A 24,132-nucleotide genomic window follows, 5' to 3' on the forward strand; every position below is an offset into this window, starting at 1 on the left:
CCGCTACTCGGCCGCTTCCGCGTGGGCCTCGACGCTCGCGAGATAACGCTCAACGTCGAGCGCGGCCATGCATCCCATGCCCGCTGCCGTCACCGCCTGACGGTACACGTCGTCGGTGACGTCACCGGCCGCGAACACGCCCTCGACGCTGGTCTCCGTGGACCCGGGCGCGGTCTGGATATAGCCGCCGGTCTTCAGCTCCAATTGACCCTTGAACAACTCGGTCTGTGGCGAGTGCCCGATGGCGATGAAGATGCCGTCGATCTCGGTCGTGGTCTCGTCGCCCGGTCTGACGTTGGCGAGCTTTGCGTGCGTGACGCCAAGCGGGTCGTCGGCGCCGAGAACCTCGACCAGATTGTGGTCCCAGAGCACGTCGATCTTCGGGTTCTTGAACAAGCGCTCCTGCAGGATCTTCTCGGCGCGCAGCTCGTCGCGGCGATGCACGAGCGTCACCTTGTCCGCGAGGTTGGCGAGATAGAGCGCTTCCTCGACGGCCGTATTGCCGCCGCCGACGACGATGACGTTCTTGCCCCGATAGAAGAAGCCGTCGCAGGTGGCGCACGCCGAAACGCCGAAGCCCTGGAACTTGTCCTCGGAGGGGAGGCCGAGCCACCGGGCTTTTGCGCCCGTGGCGATGATGAGCGCGTCGGCCGTGTACTCCTCGCCGCTGTCGCCCTTCAGCCGAAAGGGGCGCTGTGACAGATCCGCCTCGACCACCATGTCGGAAATAATCTCCGTGCCCACATGCTCGGCTTGCGCGCGCATCTGTTCCATCAGCCACGGTCCCTGGATCACATCGGCGAAGCCCGGATAGTTCTCCACATCGGTGGTGATGGTCATCTGTCCGCCAGGCTGGATGCCTTCGATCAGCAGCGGCTTCAGCATGGCGCGGGCCGCATAAATGGCCGCGGTGTAGCCGGCCGGACCGGCGCCGATGATGATCAGCTTCTCGTGGCGGGAACCCATGGGCGTTGCCTTTCGGATGTGCTGTGGCTCTGCTTGTCGCGTCGGATGGGAGAGGTAAGCAGTTGCGCGTCCGGGCGCAACCCGTGCCGTGTCACAACGTCTTTATCCTCTCGAATCAAGACCGAGCGCCGCGCGGATCGGGGCGGCGACGGCTTCGGTGTCGTTGACTGGTGCATAGTCGAACGGATCGACGTGGCCCTCGAACGGGCGCGTGGCGCCACGTTCGCGCATCAGGGCATGGAATCGGGACAGCCGCGCGGACCGGCCGGAGAGGGCCTGCGTGTAGACGGGCTTGCCCGTACCCGTGGCCTCGGTGACCATATTGACGGAGTCCTCGGTGACGACGATGGCGTCCGCCAGCGACAGAAACGCGAGATAGGGATTCTCGCCGGTCCCGTCCCAGACCACGTGCGGCACGTCCGCGACTGCTTCGGCGACGGCACGCAGCGTGTCGGGGCGGGTGCGGCGCGAGGGTGTGATCAGGAGGGATCCGCCGGTCTCTCGGGCGGCCGCTGCCAGCGACGCCCCAAATCGTGCGCCGGCCTCCGGCGGGAAGCTGAAGGCGCGGCTCTCGCCGCCCAGAAGCACGGTGATGCGGGGGTGAGGCAGATCGGCGATGCGTGGCGCGTAGCGCGCGCCGGCCTCGGCCAGCTTATCTGCCGTTACCCTATGGACGGCCCCGAACGTCGTGATCACGTTCGGCCCCTCGAAATCGTCATGCACCGGCGCGGCGACGAGGTCGAATAAGCGTGCCGGGACCTTGGGGTTTTGGATGTGGACTCCATAGGCGCCGCCGAGCTGCTTGATGGCGAGGGCCAGCGGCACGCTGCGCCGCCCGATCGAAATGACCAGACGCGGCCAAGGCGGGGCGAGGGGGCTGTTCGACTGCGAGGCCGAAATCCGGCCCTTCGCGGGCACAAGGTGCTGGAAACGGGTCGGAATCAGCTGCATCGGCCCGGTGGGCTTCACGCGCTTCAGGACATAGGGCAGGCCTACCGCTTCAGCCACGGCGATGCCTTGTGCCTCCATGCCCACCGCGCCGTCCGTGACGATCCAGGTTTCCGGCATGGGTTTCCTTAAATCCTACTCACGAGAATTTCCAGAATGGAAAATGCTCAAATTCTTTTCGATTCCGTTGTGTGGGAGGCACAAAAGTATGCAAAACTTCCCCACTGAACGTCAGTGACCTGCCATCGCGCCTTCTACCGCGATGCGCCCGCGATCGTCTAGGGAGCATGGGGCCCGATGCGTGCCGCCCGCCTCGATTCCACGGATTGGCTGATCTTGCGTGAATTGCAGGCTGACGGCCGCATCACGAACATCGAATTGGCGCGCAAAGTGGGCATTTCCGCGCCGCCCTGCCTGCGCCGTGTCCGGGCGCTGGAAGAGGCGGGCATTATCAAGGGCTTCACGGTCCTGCTCAACGATCGGGCGCTCGGTTTCGACGTGTCCGCCTTCGCCATGATCAAGCTTCACAGCCAGGCCGAGGCGGATCTGATCGCCTTCGAGAAGTGGGTCGCCGCCAGCCCCGTGGTCCGCGACTGTCACATGCTTTCGGGCGAGATCGACTTCCTGCTGCGCTGCGTGGCGCCGGACCTGACGATGTTTCAGGACTTCATCATTCACGATCTCACGGCCGCGCCCAATGTGGAGAGCGTCAAGACCTCGCTCGTGATCCGGACATCCAAGCAAGCGCCGGGTGTTCCGACCGAGCTGATGTCCCAAGCGGCGGAGCCTGAACGGCAAGCCGATTAGCGCACGACATTCGAGTAAACGGCGAGGTTCGGATAGGACTCCGCGCTTTCCAAAGCGAGGTCCGGACCGACCGGCGTCGGGCCTTTCATCGCCCGTATGGCGCCGTCCTGGGCGCCGTCGATCAGGTTGTCGGTGATGAGGGCGGCGCCGGCGCCCGAAGCGGCCGCGACGCCAATCCCGATATGGCTTTTGCGGATCACGTTCCCGGTCACGGTCACGTCGCGCATATAATCGCCCCAGCCCACGATGATGCCGTAGGCCGGCGCGCCCTCCACGACATTCGCGGTGACCGTCGTATCGGCCTCGACGGCAATCCCGCTGCCGCGGCTTCGCCGGTCTTCCGGAAGAACAGATTACGGACGATGTTGCCTTGAACCACGGCGAGCCGGCCGCCCTCGTTGAAATTGGTCACCGAGATGCCGGTGGCGGCCGTATCCACGATGTTGTTGGCGATGAGCGCTCCCTCGAACCCGAACTCGGCGTAGAGCGCGACTTCCCCGAGCCTTGAGCAGGAATTGGCCACCATCTGGCAGTTCGAGCCGGCATTGCTGCGGATGGCCGAATAGGCGCAGTCGGAGATACGGTTCTGCGTCACGAGCACGGAGCCTGCCCGGAACACGTTGACGCCGTTGCCGTTCTGCCCGCTGCCGCCGCTCTTGGCGGCGATGCGTTCGATGCGGTTGTCGGTGACGAGCGTGCCGTCTTCGCCCTTCTCCGTGCGCCAGACGAGGATGCCGTTGTCGCCGCAATCGTGGATGTGATTGCTGCTGATCTCGAGGCCGGCCGCGCCTTCGCTGAAGAGGGCTGCGCTCGTGATGTTGCCGAACGTGCAGTTCGAAACGCGGCCCGAGGCTTTGCGCAAGGTCATGCCGCCGCCACCGCTGTTGAGGAAGCGGCATGCGGCGACATCTAGGCCGGTCGCGCCGGTCGCCGTCATCAACGCGCTGTCCTCGCCAAGCGGTGAGCCGCCGCCGTCGAGCACCAGGCCCGACAGGCGCACGTTGTCCGCCTCTTCCAAGACAAGGATCGGCACGCCGTCCGACTTCAAAATCGTCCGTCCCGGAACGCCCTGCACATGCGTCCCGGCTGAAAGCGTCAGCGTGCCGGTCTTGTAGGTCCCTGCGGGCAGGAACAGTGGTTCGCCGTTCGCGGCCGCATCGTTCAGAGCCTGTTGCAGCGTCGCGGTTTGCGAGACCGCGCCGCCCGCCGGGGCAATGCGGCTGCTGCTGGAACCATCGTACGCCAGAGCCGTGTGCGGGCCGGCCATGCTGAGGCCGGCGCCGACACCTGTACCCAGGCCCGCCAGCAGTGCGTCCCGCCGTCCGATCTGGAGGCCGCCGCCGGGGCCGGCGGGTTTCCGGGGATTGGTCATGGCGTGTCCGTCGGCGGCAGGGTGTCCAACGGCCCCGCCTCGAACTTGCTCTGCAGTTGCACGGCTTGCAGCGCCTCCTGCAGGATCATTTCCGCCGCCTGCAGCAGAGTGTGTAGGCTCAGGACATGGGTTTGGGGCACGTGCACGAAGAGCGCGTCGCTGCCGTTCTGCTCCGCCCAATGGAGCGAGCGGAAATAGAGATCGTTGCAGACATAGCGGCCGCAGGACTGAGAGACGCTGGCCGGGAACTTCTCCGCTTGCAGCCGCGCGACGAGCGCATCGACGGGCAGCCAGGTTTCAAGCATGTCGCCGCCGCCGGAAATCACGTCGGGGCGTCCGGGATGGGCGCCGGCCGCGTCCGGGCGCTGCTCGGTCACGTTATGGGCCTTGCACTCCAGCTGAATTTCCGTCGCCTGGGTCTGGACGCCGAAATGGATCATGAGGCGCGGCCGAATAGCCTGGTGGAAATAGGCGGCGCGGCTGGCGACAGCGGTCCATTCGGTCGGCAACACCGCGCGATAGAGCATGCAGTCGGTGGGGGGCGCGGTTGCGGCCACCCGTTCGGCGAGCCAGCCGGATGGGTTTTCGGCGACGCCGGGAAACGGGCCAAAGCCCGTGACGAGGACGCGTGGCCTTGCCGAATCGTGCGCCGAAGGGTCTGACGAGACGTCTGCCATGACTGAAGGCTTAGCCCCGCTTAGCCCTTGAGGGAAGGGCTTATCGGACTTGTGGTTGACCCGAGCGGCTGAGCCGCCTTGCGGCTATTCGGTGTCGTTCAGCCCCACGAGTCCGGCGAGCGCGTCCGCCCCTTCGGCCGGGCTCATGGTGCCCGCGCGTACCTGGTCCTCGATGTCCTGATATTCGCGTGCGGCGCGGCGTCCGCCCTTGAAGGCGGCAAGCAGGCGCTGCTCGAAGATCTCGCGCATCCAGGTGGCCGCCTGTTCGGCGCGCCGTTCGTCGAGCACGCCGGCCTCGGTGAGCGAGCGGCGGCACTCCCCGATCTTCTCCCACAGCGTATCGAGGCCGGTGTTGTCGCGCGCCGACATGGTGAGCACGGCCGGCTGCCAGGCGATGTTGCCGGAGGCGAGAATATGCAGCGCCGCGCGATACTCCGCAGCGGCGCGGTTCGCACGCTCCACGTTGTCGCTGTCGGCCTTGTTCACGGCGATGATGTCGGCAAGCTCCAGAAGGCCGCGCTTGATGCCTTGCAGCTCGTCGCCCGCACCGGGAATGGCCACGACCACGAACACGTCGACCATGTTGGAGACGGCAGTCTCCGAGGCCGACGCCGACGGTCTCACCAGCACCACGTCGAATCCGGCGGCCTCGGCGATGGCGATGGTCTCGCGGGTGGTCTTGGTGACGCCGCCGAGGCTGGACCCGGCAGGCGAGGGGCGAATGAATGCGTCCGTCTCCGAGGCCAGCCGTCCCATGCGCGTCTTGTCGCCAAGAATGGAGCCGCCCGTGCGCGACGAGGTGGGGTCCACGGCGAGGACGGCCACTTTGTGACCCGCCTCGATCAGGTTGAGGCCAAACTGATCGATGAGCGTGGACTTGCCTGCGCCGGGCGGGCCGCTAATGCCGATGCGGATCGCCTTGCCCGTGTCGGGCAGGAGGGTCTTCAGCAACTCGCGCGCCCGGGCCTGATCTTCGGGCCGGGTACTCTCGATCAGGGTGATGGCGCGGCCCAGCGCCACCCTGTCCCCTCCACGAATGGCGGCGGCGATCTCGTCGATGCTTTGCGGGGGCCTGGCGCTGGCGGCGCCCGGACTGCTTGAAGCTCTGGCCGTCATCTACTCTGCGGCGGCTTTGGGAGCCACGCCGAGCTTGCCGAGAATATCGATGGCGGCATTGGCGATGGGCGTGCCGGGGCCGAAGATGGCCTTCGCACCCGCCTCGAAGAGCTCAGGATAGTCCTGCGGCGGGATCACCGCGCCCACGACGATCATGATGTCGCCGCGACCCTGGTCCTCCAGCGCTTGGCGCAAGGCCGGCACCAGCGTCAGGTGACCGGCGGTGAGCGAGGACACACCTAGGATGTGTACGTCGTTTTCGATGGCCTGGCGGGCCGCTTCTTCCGGCGTCTGGAAAAGGGGGCCGATATCCACGTCGAAGCCGAGATCGGCGAAGGCGGACGAGATGACCTTCTGGCCGCGGTCGTGGCCGTCCTGGCCCATCTTGGCCACGAGGATGCGCGGCCGTCTGCCGTGCTCGGCCTCGAAGGCGTCGATCATGTCGGCCACGCGGTCCATGTTGCCGTCCTTCTTCATCTCGGATTTGTACACGCCGGTGATTGCCGTGATGCTGGCTTGGTGCCGACCGTACACCTTCTCTATTGCATAGGAAATCTCGCCCACGGTCGCTTTTTTCGCGCGCGGCCTCACGGCGGCTTCGAGAAGGTTGCCCTTGCCGCTCTCGGCGTATTGCGTGAGAGCGTCGAGGGCTTGCGTCACGGCGGCTTCGTCGCGCTCGCCTCTCAGACGATCAAGCTTCGCGAGCTGCTGTTCGCGCACCGATCGGTTGTCGACTTTCAGGAGACGAATGTCCGCATCGGTCTCGGAGCGATACTTGTTTACGCCAACGATGGTTTGACGGCCGGAGTCGATCCGGCCTTGCGTGGCCGTGGCCGCCTGCTCGATCATGCGTTTGGGAATGCCCGCTTCAATGGCCTTGGCCATGCCGCCAAAGTCACTGATCTCTTTGATATGCGCCATGGCTTTCTCGGCCAGGTCGTAAGTCAGGCGCTCCACATAGTAGCTGCCGCTCCACGGGTCGATGATGCGCGTGGTCCCGCTTTCCTTCTGCAGCATGAGCTGCGTGTTGCGGGCGATGCGCGCGGAAAAGTCCGTGGGCAGTGCAAGCGCCTCGTCGAGACCGTTCGTGTGCAGCGACTGCGTATGGCCTTGCGTGGCGGCCATGGCCTCGACGCAAGTGCGGATCACGTTGTTGTAGACGTCCTGCGCCGACAGGCTCCAGCCGCTGGTCTGGCAGTGCGTGCGCAGCGCAAGCGACTTGGCGTTCTTCGGCGCGAACTCTTCCTGCATGAGCTTCGCCCACAGGATGCGGCCCGCGCGCATCTTGGCGATCTCCATGTAGTAGTTCATGCCGATGGCCCAGAAGAAGGACAGGCGCGGGGCGAACGCGTCCACGTCGAGGCCGGAAGCGATCGCCGCGCGGACGTACTCGATGCCGTCGGCGAGCGTATAGCCGAGCTCCAGGTCCGCCGTCGCGCCGGCTTCCTGCATGTGGTAGCCGGAAATCGAGATCGAGTTGAAGCGCGGCATCTCTTTCGACGTGTAGCCGATGATGTCCGAGACGATGCGCATCGAAGGTTCGGGCGGATAGATATAGGTGTTCCGCACCATGAACTCTTTGAGGATGTCGTTCTGGATCGTGCCGGAGAGCTGGTCGTGGCCGACGCCTTGCTCCTCGCCCGCCACGATGAAGAGCGCCAGCACCGGCAGCACCGCGCCGTTCATGGTCATGGACACGGAGACCTGGTCGAGCGGGATGCCGTCGAACAGAACGCGCATATCGTAGATGGAATCGATGGCGACGCCCGCCATGCCCACGTCACCCGTCACGCGCGGATGGTCAGAGTCGTAGCCGCGGTGGGTGGCAAGGTCGAAGGCGATGGACACGCCCTGCTGACCGGCGGCGAGGTTGCGCCGGTAGAAGGCGTTGGAATCTTCGGCCGTCGAGAAGCCGGAATATTGGCGCACGGTCCAGGGGCGCTGCACATACATGGTCGGGGTAGGGGCCGCGTAAGTAGGGCGGCAGGCCCGGCAGCCGTCGAGGAAGTCGAGACCTTCCCGATCCTCTTCGCCATAGACGGGCTTGACGGGGATGCCCTCAGGCGTCTCCCAGGGGTCGGCCGGAGGCCCAAGCACCGGCTCTTGCGGTTCGCGATACTCGATATCGGTAAACTTCGGAATGCCCGTCACTTTTTCGTTTCCTCTCAACCTCGCGAGTTGCTCGGTCCGTTCGGCAACCATATCCTCAACGGCGCTCGCTTCACTCTGTCGAACGGCGAACCGCCAAATACCAACTCCAAAAAAATCAGCGTAATCAATCCATCGAATTGGACGGTCGACGCGCTTTTCCATGATCCGGGCATAAGGCACGCTAACGGCTAGGGCCACAAGGACGCTCAGCAGAATGACGGCGGCGACAACGATCGCTACGACGGGGTCCTTCAAAAACAATCCCACGATAACCGCTCCAGCAAGCACACCGAGTATAATTGGGACTGCGTACGAGAAAATTCGCAGGTGCCGCCCGCCACGATCGAGGTTGGCGTAACGCTCACGCAGAATCTGCAGTTCGCGTTCGACTCTTTCGATCTCGGCTTGTCGTTCCGTTTCATACATCTGGCTACTTTGCCGTTAGCCTCCGAGCGTTGCCTGCGCCCCATCCAGTACAGCGAGCACGTCGCACCCTTGAAACACGAAACTCTCAACGCCCGCTTCACGGAGCGCGGCTTCCAGGTCGCCCGGCTTTCCGGCGAGATAGACATGGGCGGCGCCGGCGTCCCGGAGCGCTTTCGCAGCTTCGGCGCCATCGGCCGCGTAGACCTTGTCCGAGGAGCACAGGCACGCGAGCGAGGCGCCCGATGCGCGGAAGCCTTCCACCGTCTCAGCAAGCGTTTGCTCGGACGTGGCGGCAATGGCCTCGATGCCGCCGGCCTCGAACAGGCTCTTGGCGAAGGACGCGCGCGTGTTGAAATCGGCGGGACGCCCGAGGCAGGCCAGGTAGATTTTCGGGCGCGCGCCGGTCTTGGCCAGCACGGCATCGCTGCGGTCGCGCAAAGCCTCGAACGGTGCGCCGAGGCGCATCGGCTTGAGCGGCATCACTTCTTGCGCGCCGGTCTCGAACGGGGCCGGGGCGACATCCATCACGGTGAGATCGTCTTCGCCGAGATCGGGAAAGTCCGATGTGCCGATCAACGACTCTTTCCGCCGTGCCATGCTGTCTCTCGGGCGGCGGGTTTCCGCGACGGCCTCTTGGAACAGCCCCGTCCCGAGAACCTCAATCACGCCGCCGGCCTCTTCGAATTTCTGGAACAGGCGCCAAGCCTTGGCGCACAGATCGCTTGTCAGTGCTTCCAGCGCGCCGGACCCGGCGGCAGGATCGGCCACGCGATAAAGGTTGGACTCTTCCAGCAGCACGGTCTGAGTGTTGCGGGCCAACGCGGCGCGCGACGCTTCGGGCAGGCCAAGCGCGGCGGTGTAGGGCTGCACGGTGACCGCATTGGCCCCGCCCACGGCGGCCGCAAGCGCGGCGATGGTGCCGCGGACGATGTTTCCTTGCGCGTGGCGCTTGGTCATCATGCGCCAGGCGGTTTCGCCGGTCACAAAGGCTGGCTCCGGTGTCAGGCCGCAAGCTTCTTCGATCCGGGACCACAGCTTGCGTAGGGCACGGAACTTCGCAGTGGTCAGGAACTGGTTCTGATCGGTGGACAGGCGGAAGAAGATCATCCGCCGCGCTTCATCCAACGGAATGCCTGCCGCCTCGAACGCGCGCAGATAGGCAATGGCGGAGGCAAGAGCGAAGGCCAGTTCCTGGGCCTCGGTGCCACCGGCGTCGTGCACGAGACGGCCGTCGGCGGCGGCGAAGGGGCCCTTGAAGCCGCGCGCGGACAAATCCTTGGCAAGCGCCGCGACATCCTCTGGCGATGCGTCAGTGGCGCCGTGTGCCGCCAGAACGCCGATGGGGTCGAAGCCGAAGCGGATATTGGTGTGGTTCGCAGGCAGTCCGCGCGCGTCGACGAGATCGGCGACAATGTTGGCGACGGCCGCCGCATTCGCGCCGAGCTGAAGCTCGAGCGGGACGCCCCATTCCAGGTGCACGCCTTCGAGCGCGGCGCCGAGAGCATCGGCATCGGCCGGGAGCGCATAGCCGCATTCGCCGACGGCGCCCTGAAACACGAGCGCGATCCCCGAAGCCCCGTTGTTCAGATCCTCGAGAATCTGGCCGTTGGCCACGCCCGCATCGGCGATGTCGATACGCTGGGTGATCTCCCAAGGCGTTCCCGGATCGCGGCTCGGAATGACCGCGCCGTTTGTCGCAGGCGCATAGAGCGGCTCGATCACGGCGCCATCGTAGGTCTTTGATTCAAGTACGGAAAATGGAGCGCCCTTCAGGGCTTTCTCAACGAGCTCTTTCCAAGCGGAATCTTCGGCCTTCGGAAAGGCGGATACGAGTGACAAGTCTGACATGCGCGTAAGCTAGATTGGTTCTGGATTTTCTCCTAGCAGAAGCCAGCGCGGCAAGAAACCCACGGGCGAGCAACCAGTGAGGGTGACTTATTGGGACTTGCGGACTGCGGCCATGTTGGCGTCGGGCGCGCGCGGCGGCTAGAGTGCCGCAACGGCAGATTTGCGCGAATGGAGGAGTTCGGGGGATGGCGAGGCGGACGAAAGCGTCGGAGAAGGACGCGGCGACCGGGGAGGACAAGCCGGCAGAGGCGGCGGAGAGCGAAGACGCCGCCGTGGAGCCGATCGAGATCCCCGACGATTGCGTGTTCATCGGCAAGAGCACCAAGCCAGAATACATACTCCTGAAGCTCGCCAACCGGCACGGCCTCATCACCGGCGCCACGGGCACCGGTAAGACCGTCACCCTGCAGGGGCTTGCGGAGAGCTTCTCGGCGGCCGGCGTCCCTGTGTTCTGCGCCGACGTGAAGGGCGACCTGTCCGGCGTCGCCGCCATGGGCAAGGAGAAGGGCTGGATCAAAGAGCGCGCGGCCATGATCGGCTACGACGTGAAGTTCACTGCCCATCCCGTGATCTTCTGGGACCTGTTCGGCGAGCAAGGCCATCCGGTGCGGACGACCGTGTCGGAACTCGGCCCGCTGATGCTGTCGCGCCTCATGGACCTCAGCGAAGCGCAGGAAGGCGTGCTGAACATCGCCTTCCGCATCGCCGACGAAGAAAAGCTGCCGCTCTCGGACCTCAAGGACTTGCAGTCGCTCCTGGAGGATCTCGCGGCGCGGTCCAACGAACTCACCACGCGATACGGCAATGTGGGCAAGCGCTCGATCGGCGCCATTCAGCGTCAATTGCTGGTGCTGGAACAGCAGGGCGGCGATCATTTCTTCGGCGAGCCGGCGCTGGACGTGGGCAAGGATATGATGCGCACCGACGACGAGGGGCGCGGCTATATCGGCGTGTTGGCCGCGGACAAGCTGATGCAGAGCCCGCGGCTCTACGCGACGTTTCTGCTGTTCCTGCTGTCGGAGCTGTTCGAGGAACTCCCCGAGATCGGCGATCCGAAAAAACCCAAGCTCGTCTTCTTCTTCGACGAGGCGCATCTGTTGTTCCGCGACGCGCCCAAGGCGCTACTGGAGAAGGTCGAGCAGGTGGTGCGCCTGATCCGCTCGAAGGGCGTCGGCGTCTATTTCGTGACGCAGAACCCGCGCGACGTGCCCGACACGGTCTCGCGGCAGCTCGGCAATCGCGTGCAACATGCCTTGCGCGCCTTCACGCCGGCCGAGCAGAAGGCAGTGAAGTCCGCGGCCGAGACGTTCCGGCCCAATCCGGACCTCGACACCGAACAGATGATCATGTCCATGGGCATCGGCGAGGCGCTGGTCTCGACCCTGGACGAGAAGGGCCAGCCCAGCATCGTCCAGCACACCTTCGTCAAACCGCCGTCCTCGCAAGTGGGACCCATCACGGTGGACGAACGCAAGGCGCTCATGGAGACGGATCCCGTCGCCGGCAAATACGACGAATCGGTGGATCGCGAGTCGGCTCACGAGATCCTGACGAAGCGCACCGAGGAGCGGGCGAAGGCCGCGGCCGAGGCGGAAGCCGCGGAGGAGAAGTCCAAAACCACCAAGAAGTCGTCCGGCGGCTCGCGCGGCGACGGCTTCTGGACGGCGCTCGGCAAGTCCGTGGTGCGCGCGGTGGTGCCCATGGCCACGCGCGTGCTGGAAGATGCGATCCGGCGCAACGCGCTCGGGGGTCAGCGCCGCCGGTAGCGCTCGTGGCATTGGGACGCGTGCGCGGTCGCTAGTGGCATTTGCTCACCGTGTGCTACACGGGCGCCATGTTCACCCTCGATGCCATAACCTTGCGCCTTGGCGGTCACGTCATTCTGGACCGCGCCTCCGTCGCCATGCCACCGAAAGCCCGTGTGGGGCTTGTCGGCCGCAACGGCGCGGGCAAATCCTCGTTGCTCAAGATGATCGCCGGCATCTACGAGGCGGACGAGGGGCGCATCGAGGCGCCCACCGGGACCAGAATCGGCTATCTCAAACAGGACGCGCCAGGCGGGCTTGCCACGCCGTTCGAGACTGTTCTGGCCGCCGCCGAGGAGCGCGCGGCGCTTCTCGACGAGGCGGAGACGGCGACAGACCCGCATCGCATCGCCGAGATTCACGAGCGGCTGAACGCGATCGATGCCCATGGGGCGCCGTCGCGGGCCGCGCGCATCCTGGCCGGGCTCGGCTTTCCCGAAGACGACCAGCACCGGCCGTTGACCGAGTTCTCCGGCGGCTGGCGCATGCGCGTGGCGCTCGCCGCGCTGCTGTTCTCCGAGCCCGACCTGTTGCTGCTCGACGAGCCGTCGAACCATCTCGATCTCGAGGCGGCGCTGTGGCTGGAGTCGTTCCTGCGGGTCTATCCGGCCAGCTTGATCGTGGTGAGCCACGAGCGCGACATGCTGAACAATGTCGTCAGCCATATCGTGCATGTGGACCACGGCAAGACGACGCTCTACGTGGGCAATTACGACCAGTTCGAGCGGCAGCGGCACGAGCGCCAGGCGCAGGACGCGGCGATGCGCGCCAAGCAGGACGCCAAGCGCCAGAAGCTGCAGGCCTATGTGGATCGCTGGCGCTATAAAGCGCACACGGCCCGCCAGGCGCAGAGCCGCTTGAAGGCGCTGCAACGCATGGCGCCGGAGGCCGAGATCTTCGACGATTCCTCGCTCGTGTTCGACTTTCCCTCGCCGAAGGAGGTGAAGCCGCCGCTCATGATGCTGGAGGATGCCGCCGTCGGCTACGTGCCCGGCAAGCCGGTGCTGTCGCATGTCGACTTACGCATCGACCCCGACGACCGCATCGCCCTGGTGGGGCGCAACGGCAACGGCAAGACGACGTTGGCGCGTGCGCTGGCGGGACAGCTCACGCCCAATGGCGTGCAGATTATGGATGGGCACATCAAGGCGAGCGGCAAGCTCAACGTCGGCTATTTCGCACAGCATCAGATCGAAGAGCTCGTGCCGGAGGACACGCCGTTCCAGCACATGGAGCGCATGATGCCGAATGCGAAGCCCGGCGAGGTGCGGAACCATCTCGCCCGGTTCGGTTTCTCCGGCGACAAGGTCGGCGTTCAGGTCAGCGCGCTGTCGGGCGGCGAGCGGGCGCGGCTGTCGCTCGCGCTGGTGACGCGCGATGCGCCGCACATCCTGATCCTCGACGAGCCCACCAACCATCTCGACGTGGATGCGCGCGAGGCGCTGGTGCAGGCGCTCGCCGGTTTCGGCGGCGCGGTCATCGTGGTCAGCCATGACCGGCATCTGCTGGGCCTCATCGCCGACCGGCTGCTGCTGGTGGATGGCGGCCGCGTGCACGAGTTCGACGGCACGCTCGACGATTATCGCGACAGCATCTTGAGCACGGCCCGGTCGGGCAAGGGCAAGCGGCAGGGAGAGGCACCGAAGGAGACGCTGTCGAAGGCCGAGCGCAAGGAGAAGCGCAAAGCCGCCGCCGACGCCCGCGAGCGCGCCAAACCCTTACGCAAGGCCATCGCCGATGCGGAAGCCGACATGAAGAAGCTGACGGTGAAGCGCGACGCGGTGGACGCCAAGCTGATCGATGCGACGCCGGCCGAAGCCAGCGATCTCATGAAGCAGCGCGGGCAGCTCACCCGCGAGATCGAAGAAGCCGAAGCGCGCTGGCTGGACGCGAGCGAAGCGGTCGAGTCAGCCATGGCCGAGGTCGACGCGTAAGGCCGCGCTCCAAACAAAACGGGCGCCCGCCTTCGATCATGTGATCTTGGGGACGCCCGTTTCTGAAATGACTGCGATGCGCTGACGCGCGAGGCGCGCTTAAGAAGACGGCGCCCGGGCGTACATCTCTTCGACATGCTCCCAGTTGATGAGATTGTCGAACCAGGCTTCCAGATATTTCGGACGCGCGTTGCGGTAGTCGATGTAATAGGAGTGCTCCCACACATCGCAGCCGAGCAGCGGCCAGCCGCCATGGACCAGCGGGTTCTCGCCGTTGGGCGTCTTGGTCACTTCCAGCTTGCCGTCCTTCAGGGTCAGCCAGGCCCAGCCCGAACCGAACTGGGTCGCGCCGGCCTGCAGGAAGTCCGCTTTGAACTTGTCCATGCCGCCGAGGTCGCGGTCGATCAGCGCCAGAACCGCGCCCGGCACTTTCTTGCCGCCGCCGTCCTTGGTCATCCAGGGCCAGAAGTGAATGTGATTGAAGTTCTGCGCGGCGTTGTTGAAGACGCCGGCGTCCTTGCCGAAGCTTTCCTTGATGATGGTCTCGAGGTCCTTGCCCTCGTAGTCGGTGCCTTCGATCAGCTTGTTGAGATTGTCCACGTAAGCCTTGTGGTGCTTGTCGTGGTGATACTCCAGCGTCTCGGCAGACATATAGGGCTGCAGGGAATCGTATGCGTAGGGGAGGGGTTCGAGTTCGAATGCCACTTTGGGTCTCCGCGAACTAGGGGGTGGAAAGAACACTGTCCGGCGCGAAGCTAATGCGTCGGCCATGCCGAAGCAACCGGGGCGCGTCGAAGGGCCCGGGCGGCGATGCGGGGTGCGGAAGACAATACCGCAAGTGTCCCTATTGTTCCGGAGAAATCGGGGTGGGCGTGGAGCCCCTGAACTCCACGCCCGGTGCCGAGGAAGGTTCGCTACAATCAGGTACAGGGATCTGACGCTTTGGAGAGTGCGATTTTCCACCTGAACCCAACATGAACCGATCCTGCAGGGCCGGTTCATTGAAATTTTGGGGCAAAGAGGCCGGGGTGAGGGCTACTTGACGAGGGCCTGAAGCGCCTTGAATTCCGGGGTTCCGGCGCGTTCCATCCATTCGAACAGCACCATTTCGCTGTCGACGATGTCGACGCTGGATTTTTGCAGACGCGATAGGGCGAGCTTGTAGCTGCTCTTGGCACGCGAACCCACGGCATCGGCGACCACGAAGGCTTCGAACCCTTGCGATTCGAGGTCCATGGCGGTTTGCGTCACGCAGACATGGGCCTCGATGCCGCCGATCACGACCTGGGAACGGCCGTCGCGGCGCAGTGCATGGAGCCGGTCCCGCAACATCTCGTTGCGCATGCAGGAAAACTCGGTCTTGTCGGCCACGAAGCCGTCATTGGCGAAGGCATCGCGCACGGAATCGTGGGTCGGCCCCAGACCTTGGGGATATTGCTCCGACATGGTGATGGGAATGCCAAGCTTGCGGGCGGCGATGACGAGACGCACGCAGCGGTCGATAACCCGATCCGCGCCGTTGATGGCTTTCAGGAGCTTGTCTTGAACATCGACGATGAGGACTTGGGATTTTTCGCGGGAGAGCAGCATGGGCGGCACTGTCGCATAGGTGGCGCGGCTTCGCCTAGGGCCGTTGTTGGTGGATGCCCGGATCAAGTCCGGGCATGACGCCTCATAGGGATCTGCTCAAGCTTACCCGCTCTCCCTAACGGTCGAGGACGGTGAAGGCCTCGGACAGATATTCGCGTCGATAAACGATGAAGGTCACCAGGGCGCATGCGAACGCAAAGAGGATGGGGCTCACAAACCAGGCGAGACCGGCAATTGCGAAATAGATCGTCCTAAGACCCGCGTGAGATGACGCCCCGACAGCCCGACGAGCTGGGCGGTCTTGCGTGCATGGGCGCGCGCCTCAGCCGTGTTCGCCTCGGTTTGGAGCGGCAAGGCCCCGAACATGGTGCCCACGTAGTGTGTGAGCCGAAACGCCCAGGCGAAGGCGAAGAAGGCAATGATCATCAGCACCATGAGGAACAGGATCTTGAACTCCCACATGACGATTGGTGCGTCCGAGATGAAGGGCAGTTGTTCCAGGCGGTCCTTCACATTGTCCGCGGCCCCGAGCATCGCCGTCAGTCCGCCGAGCACCAGCACGGACGTGGACGCAAAGAAGGCGTTCCCACTCGACAGCGAAGTGAGGAGTTGGGCGTCCATGATGCGGATGTCGCGCCGCAGCGCCGTCTCCATCCACTGCACGCGCCGGTCGTTGACAGCGGCGACGAGCCCGCGGCGCGATTTCAGCGGGCCATAGCGCACGGCCCAGGCATAGCCGAAATAGCACAGGCAAAACCAGGCAAAGGCCAGGATATCGAGAAGGCTCATGGTGTCACGGCTTCAGGGCGATGGCGGCTCCGCCATCTTGCGGACAAGAGGCAAGCGCCCGCAAGCCTTGTTATCAGTACGTTGGGTTAGCCGTTGCTGCGCTCCGTGGATGCCCGGATCAAGTCCGGGCATGACAGTGTGGTGGCTTGGTTGGGGATGACGGCAACCGCGAATTCGTCCGTTCCTTGTCATGGCCGGGCCTGACCCGGCCATCCACGTCTTCACTGATTTAGCGTCAGATAGAGATCGTCCCAATCAGGGTTGTCCGCCAGAATGAGTTTCACCTTCCAGGCGCGTGACCAATGCTTGATGGTCTTCTCCCTCTGGATGGCTGCAGTGATCGTTTCATGCTGTTCACACCATACGAGCCTCTTCAGCCGTAGCGGCGTGAGAATCCCGGCGCCACACCCTCTCTATGCTCGAACACCCGCCGCGCGAGTCACGCGTGACGCCCGTATAGAGAATGCCGTTGGGCTTGTTTGTGAGGATATAGACCCAGCCCCCGCTCATGGTGCGAGTCTGCAAATCGTGGATGCCCGGATCAAGTCCGGGCATGACGAACAAGAGGTCTACTCAGGCGCGATCTGTCAGTTTCAGCGCGAAGGCATAGGACAGCGCGACTTCCTTCAGGCGGTCAAAGCGGCCGGAGGCGCCGGCGTGACCGGCCTCCATGTTCGTCTTCAGAAGAATGAGATTGTTGCCGGTGCCGGTCTCGCGCAGTTTGGCGATCCATTTGGCCGGCTCCCAATAGGTCACGCGCGGATCGGTGAGGCCCGCAAGCGCGAGAATGTTGGGATAGGCTTGCGCACTCACATTGTCGTAGGGCGAGTAGGCGGCGATGGTCTTGTAGTCCTGGGCGCTCTCGATCGGGTTGCCCCATTCGGGCCATTCGGGCGGCGTGAGCGGCAGGGTGGCATCCAGCATGGTCGTCAGCACATCGACGAACGGCACCCTCGCGATGATGCCGAGAAACAGATCCGGCGCCATGTTGGCGATGGCGCCCATGAGCATGCCGCCTGCGCTGCCGCCTTGCGCCACGATGCGCCCGCGTGACGTGAACTTCTGGTTCGCGAGATACTCGCCGGCGGCGATGAAATCCGTGAAGGTGTTCGTCTTCTTGGCGCGCTTGCCGTTCTTGTACCAGGCGAAGCCCTTGTCCTTGCCGCCGCGAACGTGCGCGATGGCATAGACGAAGCCGCGATCGACGAGGCTCAGCGCATTCGTCATGAAGCTCGCCGGAATGGTGATGCCGTAGGAGCCATAGCCGTAGAGCAGCAGGGGCGCCGTGCCGTCGAGCTTCGTGTCCTTCCGGTAGAGCAAGGTGACGGGCACGGTCTCGCCGTCCTTCGCCGGGGCGAAGACGCGGCGCGTGACGTATTGGCTCGGGTCATGGCCGCTCGGGATCTCTTGCGTCTTGCGCAAGGTCCGTTCGCGCGTCGCCATGTCGTAGTCGTAAGTCTGCGACGGTGTGGTCATCGACGAATAGGTGAAGCGCAAGGTCGTCGTGTCGTACTCGTAGCCCGCGCTCATGCCGAGCGCGTAGGCCTCTTCGTCGAAGGCGATCTCGTGCTCTTCGCCGTCCGCGAAACGGCGGATGACGATGCGCGGCAAGCCGTTCTCCCGTTCGAGCCGCACGAGGAAGTCCTTGAAGGCGATGATGTCGAGGATGAGCCGCCCGGGCCGGTGCGGTTCGATCTCGGTCCAGTTGGCGGGCGAGGGGTTGTCGGCGGGTGCTTCGACGATGCGGAAATCTTCCGCGCCGCCGGAATTAGTCAGGATGATCAGCCGGCCTTCGTGATGGCATACGGAGTATTCGTGCTCGGCTTCTCTCGGCGCAACGAGACGGGGCTCGGCGTAGGGGTCGGCCGCATCGATCAGGCTGACTTCCGTCGTCTCGTGGTCGTGGGTGCCGAGCAGAAGGTACTTGCCGTCCTGGGTCAGGCTGATGTCGAGGAACAGGCCGGGGTCGGTTTGATCGTGGACCAAGCGGTCCTCGCCCGTATCGCCGATCTTATGCGCGAAGAGCTTGCGCGGCCGGTGTTCCTCGTCGAGCCAGACATAGAGCAGGGTCTGGCTGTCGGCGGCCCATTCGAGGCCGCCGCAGGCATCCGCGATCGCTTCCTCGACAACCGCGCCGGTCTCGGCATCGATGATTTTGGCCGTGAAGTATTCCGAGCCCTTGGTGTCGACCGCGTAGGCGATGCGCTTGTGGTCGGGGCTGTGCGCTACCTGTGCGATGCGGAAATAGGCCTGGCCTTCGGCCAGCGCGTTGCCGTCGATCAGGATTGTCTCCTCACCTCCACCGCGCGGGCGCCGGCAGAACAGCGGCTGCTGCCCGCCCGTGACGAAGCGGGTGTAGTAGTCGAACGGTCCGTCGGGGGCCGGCACGGATGAATCGTCTTCCTTGATCCGGCCCTTCATTTCGGCGAACAGCGTCTCCTGCAGCGCCTCGGTATCCCCCATCGCAGCCTTCGTGTAGACGTTTTCCGCCTCCAAATGCGCGCAGATATCTCGGGGGAGAACGGCAGGGTCGCGCATCACGGCCTGCCAATTGTCGGCTCGGAGCCAGGCGTAGCCGTCCTCGCGATCGATGCCGTGATGGTGCGACTGGGAGGGGCGGCGCGGGGCGATGGGGCCGCGCGCCGGAAGATCGGGTTTGTTCATTCGTGAGGCCTAGTTGAGGCGTAATAGGACCATGGTTGAGCATGGGATGCGGCCAATATGGAGGCATCCCACGCTCGGAGACTAGCCCGACGTGTTGCCGTCCGCGCCGCCGCTGTCAAGGTCATCGGTGTCAAGGTCGAGGGCGCAGCCGTTGATGCAGTAGCGCAGGCCGGTATCCCCCGGTCCGTCCGGGAACACGTGCCCAAGATGGGCTTCGCAATTGGCGCAGCGGACCTCGACACGGCGCATGCCGTAGCTGCTGTCCTCGTGTTTCGTCACGGTTTCGGCGGCGGCCACGTCGGTGAAGCTCGGCCAGCCCGTGCCGGAATCGAACTTCGTGTCCGAGCTGAATAGGACCGCCCCGCACCCGGCGCAGCGATACATGCCGGTGCGCTTCTCCTGGTGATAGGGATGGCTGAAAGCGCGCTCCGTCCCATGCTCGCGCATCACATGGAACTGCTCTGGTGTGAGTTGCTCGCGCCAGTCGTCCTTCGTTGCCGGGATCGGGGTGCCTGTCTTCTTGTGCGTGGTGCTCATGGCTTGCCTTCTATCCGTCGTCCTCGTGTTCGCTACAGAATATAGGGTGGCGCGCGCAGGTCCCTAAGTGGTGTCACGCAAGCTTGATCCAGCAACGCACAACCGTGATCTCGCTTCTGCTCGGTAAACGAGAGATTTCCGGCAATGCAGACAAACTCTGGGATGTTTCAAAGCAGAGAAAATCGAGAACCGACAGAGCCCACGTCCGTTTTCCACAGTCTTCGTGAGCAAAAGTGCGTTGCGATTCCGTCGCAGAGTGCTATACGAAGCAAATTGATGGAACTAAACGTGCTCAAAGGCTGTTAGTTTCCAAAGTTCGATAGTTTCAAGCCACAAAAACGGCGCAATTTGATGACTTTCAAGGGCGCTAGATTGTGTGGAATGCGAATTGAGTCGCTGAATCGCCGTTTCCAGCGTTCGAATAGAAACGCTCGCGGCTAAAGGAGCCAAATCATGGACGCAGTGGTGGAAAAGGACGAGCTTGTTGAACTGACGGCTGAGATCGTTTCGGCCTATGTCACCAACAACACTGTTGTGGCCACGGATCTGCCGGCCCTGATCAACAACGTATTCGACGCGCTGAAGAAGGCCTCCAGTACCGGTGCGCAGCCGGCCAAGGAAGAGCTTCGGCCCGCGGTTCCGGTCAAGAAGTCGGTGACCTCGGAATACATCATCTGCTTGGAGGACGGCAAAAAGTTCAAGTCGCTCAAGCGCCATCTGCGGACTCATTACGACTTGTCGCCGGAAGAGTACCGGGAGAAGTGGGGCCTGCCGCACGACTACCCGATGGTCGCACCGAACTACGCCGCGGCCCGGTCGGATCTTGCGAAGCGCATGGGTCTCGGACAGCGCCGCCGCTAAGGCACGCGCAAGCGGGCGCTGGCCCGCTCACGGACACCGCATTTTGGGCTGCGTGTCCGTCATTTTCACCACCATCGTTGGTGCCGGCATTCTGCGGTCAGACTGCACCGCCTGGCTGCAAGCGCAATATCCGGTGTGCGCTTGCCGTATCGACACAACCCCTTGTGATATCAGGCAAAATTTCGCGCCTCTCTTGAATGTGACGGCGTGAAACCCCCATAGTCGGGGTGCGGGCCGATTCGATTTTGCGAGGGGATGTGATGCTGTCCGATTGCGCCTTCAGGGCACAGTTGGCGCTGCCGGAACAGCGTGTGCTTTTGGACTATTGGAGCGACATCGCTCGTGGGCGACCGATGCCGGCCCGCGCGGATTTCGATCCGCTCAAGTTCCCCGAACTCCTCCCGAATCTCGGTTTGATAGACCTGCGCGATGGTTTCGAACGCAGCCATTTCCGCTTGGCGGGCACGCGCTTGCGGGAGATCTACGGACGCGAGATCACGGGTCTGACCCTACCGGAAGTGTTCTCGGGTCGCCGCGCCGAGCCGTGGCACGCTGTTCATTCGAGGATCGCGACGGAAGCCGTATGCGCCCAGGGCATTGCCTGCGGACCTGCCGAGGGCCGCGACCATGTCGTGCTCTACTGGCTGCGCCTGCCGTTCTCCGATGACGGCATCCGGGTCGATCGCATCCTCTGCCATGCGCCCGATGTCCCGACACGGACGCCGACCAAATCGCTGAATTCACGGCCTATTGTTCCGGTCAGCCCGGACCTACGGCCCTGCGCGCGTAACGTCTCGGATTCAACGCAGGCCGTGCCATTGAGGCCGGGTGGTTTGGGGGAACAAGGGCTCTTTCAGCGCGTTCCCGAGCAGCTTCTCTATCCCCGTCATTGCGTTCGCTCTTAGAGTATATAGGACAAGATTCCTATAACGAGTTTGGAGGAGCGAGTTCATGAGTGCGTTGGGGAGTGAGCGGTTTCAGGATACGCGGGAGCGAATTGGGCAGCGCCATGGCGCTCGGGCAGCGCTGCGCCAAGTCATCGATCCTGCGGTGGCGCTGGTGTTCGAGGTCGATCCATCTGAGCTTGGCGCCGCGACGCGCCGGTCCCCGCGAGCCGCGTTCGCTCGGCAGGTGGCCATGTATCTTACCCATGTCGTCTGCGGGTTGAGCATGACGGAAGTGGGCGCTCTTTTCTCGCGCGACCGGACGACGGTTGCCCATGCCTGCGAAGTCGTCGAGGATCGGCGCGACGACCCCGAGTTGGACAGCCGCGTTGAACGGCTCGAATGCGCCATCGCGGCGGTGATCGGGGCGCTCTCCTGGCGCGGGAGGCGCTAGTGAGCGCGCGGCGCTCGCGTGGCCCCGCGAAACCGGCCGTAGCGGCACACAGCCGGCTCTTGCAGCGTCTCGCCGGCGGCGCGGTGCTCGTCGACGATGGCAAGGGCCGCTTCGTTCTGAGGGAGGCCGGCCGCATCGTCTTCAAATCCGTGGACCGTGATGTGGTCATGGCGTGCCTCGCAGCCGACCTCCTGGAGCGCACCGATCACGGCTTGGTACTTAGCGATACCGGGTACGCACGCGTCCGGCGTAGCGGTGCCGACGGGGTCGAACCTTTCCGCGCGCAGCATCAATGCCGGACCCAAGACGTGCGTGAGATCGGCGGTATCCGGCAACCGGTGCTCCTGAACGACGGCGAGAGTCCGCTCGGCTGGCTTCGCAGTCGGAAGGATCGTGCCGGTCGGCCGCTGATCGGCCAGGAGCAATTCGAAGCCGGGGAGCGTTTGCGGACGGACTATTGGTTTGCGCAGATGAACCCGCGCGTGACGGCCAATTGGTCCTCGGTGGAGCCTGCGAGCCGCTCTCGGCGCGGAGCACCGGCTGACCCGGCGGCGCTGCGCGATGAGGTCCTGGCGGCGAAGGAGCGGGTCATGCGCGCGCTGGCCGCCGTAGGGCCCGAGATCTCCGGCGTTCTCGTCGATATTTGTTGTGAACTGAAGGGGCTCGAGGAGGCCGAGAAGGAGAACGGCTGGCCGCAGCGCGCCGGCAAGGTGGTGCTCCAGATCGCCCTCACACGGCTGGCGAAACACTACGGTCTCCTCGCCGATGGCAATGACCGTAGACGCAAGCTCCGAAAATGGGGTCAGCCCGGCTATCGGCCGCGCATCGACGGCGTTGCGGACGGGGCCGATCAGGCTGATGCTTGACGGCGTGACCTAGGCCGCGCCGGTGCGCGCTTTCTCCGCGTCGGTGCGAATGCGCGTCACCATGGCCATGAGCCCGTTGGAGCGTTGCGGGGTGAGGTGCTCGTTGAGGTGAAGTTCGCCCAGGGTCTTCACGGCGTCGATGTCGAGAATATCGCTGGCGGTCTTGCCGGAATAGACGGCGAAAAGGATCGCGACCAGCCCGCGGACGATGTGCGCATCGCTGTCGCCAATGAAGGTGAGGCGCGGTACGCCGTCGGGATGGACCGTCGTGGAAAGCCAGACCTGGCTGACGCAGCCCTGGACCTTGGTGTCGGCGTTGCGAAGCTCGTCCGGCAGCGGTTCGAGTTTCTTGCCGAGTTCGATGACGTAGCGGTAGCGGTCCTCCCAGTCATCGAGTAGTTCGAAGTCGGCGAGGATCTCCTCGAACGAGGGGCGGTCTGTGGTTGTTGCGGTATCCATAGCCCGATTATAGGTCCGCTCGCCGCCCGCTGCGAGAGCTTAGGCCAAGGAGCGGCAAAGGAACGCGCAAGGGACGGTCCCGAGGGGAGAGACCGGCCGCTTGCGCGTCTGGTGGCAGGCGGGGGGCTGCCGGGGAAACTTTGGTGCTTCCGGATAACCTTCGTTGTGGCAACGAGCCGGACGGCTAGACGTTCGGGCCGCTCCACTCCGTCTTAAGGTCTTCCGGGCTCAGCGTGTTCTGCGACCCGCTGTCTATCCAGGGTGTCGGCTCGATCGGCACGGCCGACGGCACCGGCATCACAGAGTTGTCGACGGGTGCTTGGTGCGCCGACGGCCGATTTGCAGCGGCCTGTTGGCTGTTATCCGGATATCGCGCCGGCGCGAAGGTGCCCGTCTGATCGTTGACGAGGCTCTGAACCATGTGGGCGCCATACTGCGCCTTCTGCACGAGCACATTGATCGCGAACTGGCCCGAGTCGCAGGTTTCGGGGTTGCGCACGCAGAAACTGCGAATGTCGGCCACAGCCGTCTGCGCCATGCCGTAAATCTTCTTTTGTTGCTCCCCGTCCGTCGGAATCAGGAGGATGAGCACCACCAGCCAAAAGGCCGATCTAATCAGGAACATCATTTGTCTGCCCTCTCTGTCGATGGCGGCCCCGTTTTTTTTGCCGCTCTGTGCTCCGCGATTTTTCGCAGATGAGGGAACTATACGCGCAAGAAAATAACGTCCTTTCCTGAAACCCTGTAAATTTTTACTCGAACTCTCAACCTCCTCTATCGGGTTTTGCGAGGCCGGTAAGTAAACGCACTGTTTATCTCTGTAAATGCATTTGAAAGAAACTTGACTAAAGTTTTAATCGAATCGGCTGGAAGTTTGGCGCGCCACACAGGGCGAAGTGCCATCGGGGCGGCGGTAAGTGTCGCGGCCTTATGCTTTCTTTAAGTGAGGCTCGGGAATAATGCGCTGCTAACTGAGGA

21 protein-coding genes and 2 pseudogenes are annotated in these 24,132 nt (G+C 64.1%); 7 read left to right on the forward strand and 16 right to left on the reverse strand.

Going from position 1 to position 24,132, the window contains the following annotated elements; genetic code table 11:
* Positions 1–3: 3 nt before the first annotated feature.
* Together trxB and AUC70_RS02210 are read right to left on the reverse strand one after the other, a co-directional pair.
* On the reverse strand, positions 4–966 hold the full coding sequence (gene trxB / locus AUC70_RS02205) for a thioredoxin-disulfide reductase (RefSeq protein WP_069443388.1): 963 nt from the start codon (positions 964–966) through the stop codon (positions 4–6).
* A 102-nt stretch (positions 967–1,068) separates the two neighbouring features.
* Positions 1,069–2,034, reverse strand: a complete 966-nt coding sequence (locus AUC70_RS02210; RefSeq protein WP_069443389.1) for a mitochondrial fission ELM1 family protein — start codon at positions 2,032–2,034, stop codon at positions 1,069–1,071.
* Positions 2,035–2,211: 177 nt separating this feature from the next.
* On the opposite strand from AUC70_RS02210, the gene AUC70_RS02215 reads away from it, so the two are divergent.
* Positions 2,212–2,721 carry an Lrp/AsnC family transcriptional regulator gene (locus tag AUC70_RS02215; RefSeq protein WP_069443390.1) on the forward strand — a complete coding sequence of 170 codons (510 nt, stop codon included), beginning with the start codon at positions 2,212–2,214 and terminating at the stop codon, positions 2,719–2,721.
* On the opposite strand, the gene AUC70_RS18265 is transcribed toward AUC70_RS02215, so the two are convergent.
* From AUC70_RS18265 to AUC70_RS02240, 6 genes are all read right to left on the reverse strand, one after another.
* Positions 2,718–2,996: a hypothetical protein gene (locus tag AUC70_RS18265; RefSeq protein ID WP_280138194.1), complete on the reverse strand. Its 279-nt coding sequence runs from the start codon at positions 2,994–2,996 to the stop codon at positions 2,718–2,720. The genes AUC70_RS02215 and AUC70_RS18265 overlap by 4 nt on opposite strands.
* Positions 2,936–4,093, reverse strand: a complete 1,158-nt coding sequence (locus AUC70_RS02220) for a TIGR03808 family TAT-translocated repetitive protein (RefSeq protein WP_141701901.1) — start codon at positions 4,091–4,093, stop codon at positions 2,936–2,938. Before AUC70_RS02220 ends, AUC70_RS18265 begins: the two co-directional genes overlap by 61 nt.
* The gene (locus tag AUC70_RS02225) at positions 4,090–4,770 is read right to left on the reverse strand and encodes a pyroglutamyl-peptidase I (protein WP_069443391.1); all 681 of its coding nucleotides are present in this window, start codon (positions 4,768–4,770) and stop codon (positions 4,090–4,092) included. The genes AUC70_RS02220 and AUC70_RS02225 overlap by 4 nt, the downstream gene beginning before the upstream one ends.
* An 84-nt stretch (positions 4,771–4,854) precedes the next feature.
* Positions 4,855–5,886: a methylmalonyl Co-A mutase-associated GTPase MeaB gene (gene meaB, locus AUC70_RS02230; protein ID WP_069443392.1), complete on the reverse strand. Its 1,032-nt coding sequence runs from the start codon at positions 5,884–5,886 to the stop codon at positions 4,855–4,857.
* Entirely contained in the window at positions 5,887–8,037 is a 2,151-nt protein-coding gene (gene scpA / locus AUC70_RS02235; RefSeq protein ID WP_069443430.1) for a methylmalonyl-CoA mutase, read from the reverse strand.
* 441 nt (positions 8,038–8,478) lie between these two features.
* Positions 8,479–10,311, reverse strand: a complete 1,833-nt coding sequence (locus AUC70_RS02240) for a methylmalonyl-CoA mutase family protein (protein WP_069443393.1) — start codon at positions 10,309–10,311, stop codon at positions 8,479–8,481.
* Positions 10,312–10,496: 185 nt separating this feature from the next.
* Here AUC70_RS02240 and AUC70_RS02245 point away from each other — a divergent pair, with 185 nt between their 5' ends.
* Positions 10,497–12,077: a helicase HerA-like domain-containing protein gene (locus AUC70_RS02245; RefSeq protein WP_083241175.1), complete on the forward strand. Its 1,581-nt coding sequence runs from the start codon at positions 10,497–10,499 to the stop codon at positions 12,075–12,077.
* Positions 12,078–12,145: 68 nt separating this feature from the next.
* On the forward strand, positions 12,146–14,050 hold the full coding sequence (locus AUC70_RS02250) for an ABC-F family ATP-binding cassette domain-containing protein (RefSeq protein WP_069443432.1): 1,905 nt from the start codon (positions 12,146–12,148) through the stop codon (positions 14,048–14,050).
* 99 nt (positions 14,051–14,149) lie between these two features.
* Here the strand turns inward: AUC70_RS02250 and AUC70_RS02255 are convergent, their stop codons facing one another.
* The 6 genes and pseudogenes from AUC70_RS02255 to msrB form a co-directional block, all read right to left on the reverse strand.
* Positions 14,150–14,755 carry a superoxide dismutase gene (locus tag AUC70_RS02255; protein WP_069443394.1) on the reverse strand — a complete coding sequence of 202 codons (606 nt, stop codon included), beginning with the start codon at positions 14,753–14,755 and terminating at the stop codon, positions 14,150–14,152.
* A gap of 330 nt (positions 14,756–15,085) precedes the next feature.
* Positions 15,086–15,706 (reverse strand): isochorismatase family protein, encoded by a 621-nt coding sequence (locus AUC70_RS02260; RefSeq protein ID WP_141701903.1) that lies wholly within the window; start codon positions 15,704–15,706, stop codon positions 15,086–15,088.
* A 49-nt stretch (positions 15,707–15,755) separates the two neighbouring features.
* A pseudogene (locus AUC70_RS02265) lies at positions 15,756–16,429 on the reverse strand (DUF599 domain-containing protein).
* A gap of 221 nt (positions 16,430–16,650) precedes the next feature.
* A pseudogene (locus AUC70_RS17715) lies at positions 16,651–16,939 on the reverse strand (GIY-YIG nuclease family protein).
* A gap of 63 nt (positions 16,940–17,002) precedes the next feature.
* Positions 17,003–19,093, reverse strand: coding sequence for a S9 family peptidase (locus AUC70_RS02275; RefSeq protein WP_069443397.1), 2,091 nt, complete (start codon positions 19,091–19,093; stop codon positions 17,003–17,005).
* Between the two features lie 81 nt (positions 19,094–19,174).
* Complete coding sequence (gene msrB, locus AUC70_RS02280) at positions 19,175–19,630, reverse strand: peptide-methionine (R)-S-oxide reductase MsrB (protein WP_069443398.1); 456 nt, start codon at positions 19,628–19,630, stop codon at positions 19,175–19,177.
* Positions 19,631–20,083: 453 nt separating this feature from the next.
* Between msrB and AUC70_RS02285 the strand changes: the two genes are divergently transcribed.
* The 4 genes from AUC70_RS02285 to AUC70_RS17340 all read left to right on the forward strand — a co-directional run bounded on the left by AUC70_RS02285 (position 20,084) and on the right by AUC70_RS17340 (position 22,695).
* Positions 20,084–20,491, forward strand: a complete 408-nt coding sequence (locus AUC70_RS02285; protein WP_069443399.1) for a Ros/MucR family transcriptional regulator — start codon at positions 20,084–20,086, stop codon at positions 20,489–20,491.
* Between the two features lie 260 nt (positions 20,492–20,751).
* Entirely contained in the window at positions 20,752–21,396 is a 645-nt protein-coding gene (locus tag AUC70_RS02290; RefSeq protein ID WP_069443400.1) for a PAS domain-containing protein, read from the forward strand.
* 46 nt (positions 21,397–21,442) lie between these two features.
* Positions 21,443–21,829, forward strand: a complete 387-nt coding sequence (locus tag AUC70_RS02295; protein WP_083241177.1) for a helix-turn-helix domain-containing protein — start codon at positions 21,443–21,445, stop codon at positions 21,827–21,829.
* Positions 21,829–22,695, forward strand: a complete 867-nt coding sequence (locus AUC70_RS17340) for a DUF6456 domain-containing protein (RefSeq protein ID WP_069443401.1) — start codon at positions 21,829–21,831, stop codon at positions 22,693–22,695. Before AUC70_RS02295 ends, AUC70_RS17340 begins: the two co-directional genes overlap by 1 nt.
* Before the next feature lie 9 nt (positions 22,696–22,704).
* On the opposite strand, the gene AUC70_RS02305 is transcribed toward AUC70_RS17340, so the two are convergent.
* Positions 22,705–23,154: a SufE family protein gene (locus tag AUC70_RS02305; protein WP_069443402.1), complete on the reverse strand. Its 450-nt coding sequence runs from the start codon at positions 23,152–23,154 to the stop codon at positions 22,705–22,707.
* Between the two features lie 184 nt (positions 23,155–23,338).
* On the reverse strand, positions 23,339–23,782 hold the full coding sequence (locus AUC70_RS02310; RefSeq protein WP_069443403.1) for a DUF5330 domain-containing protein: 444 nt from the start codon (positions 23,780–23,782) through the stop codon (positions 23,339–23,341).
* Between the last annotated feature and the right edge of the window lie 350 nt (positions 23,783–24,132).

The organism is Methyloceanibacter stevinii (genome assembly GCF_001723355.1).
Classification (GTDB): Bacteria; Pseudomonadota; Alphaproteobacteria; order Rhizobiales; family Methyloligellaceae; genus Methyloceanibacter; species Methyloceanibacter stevinii.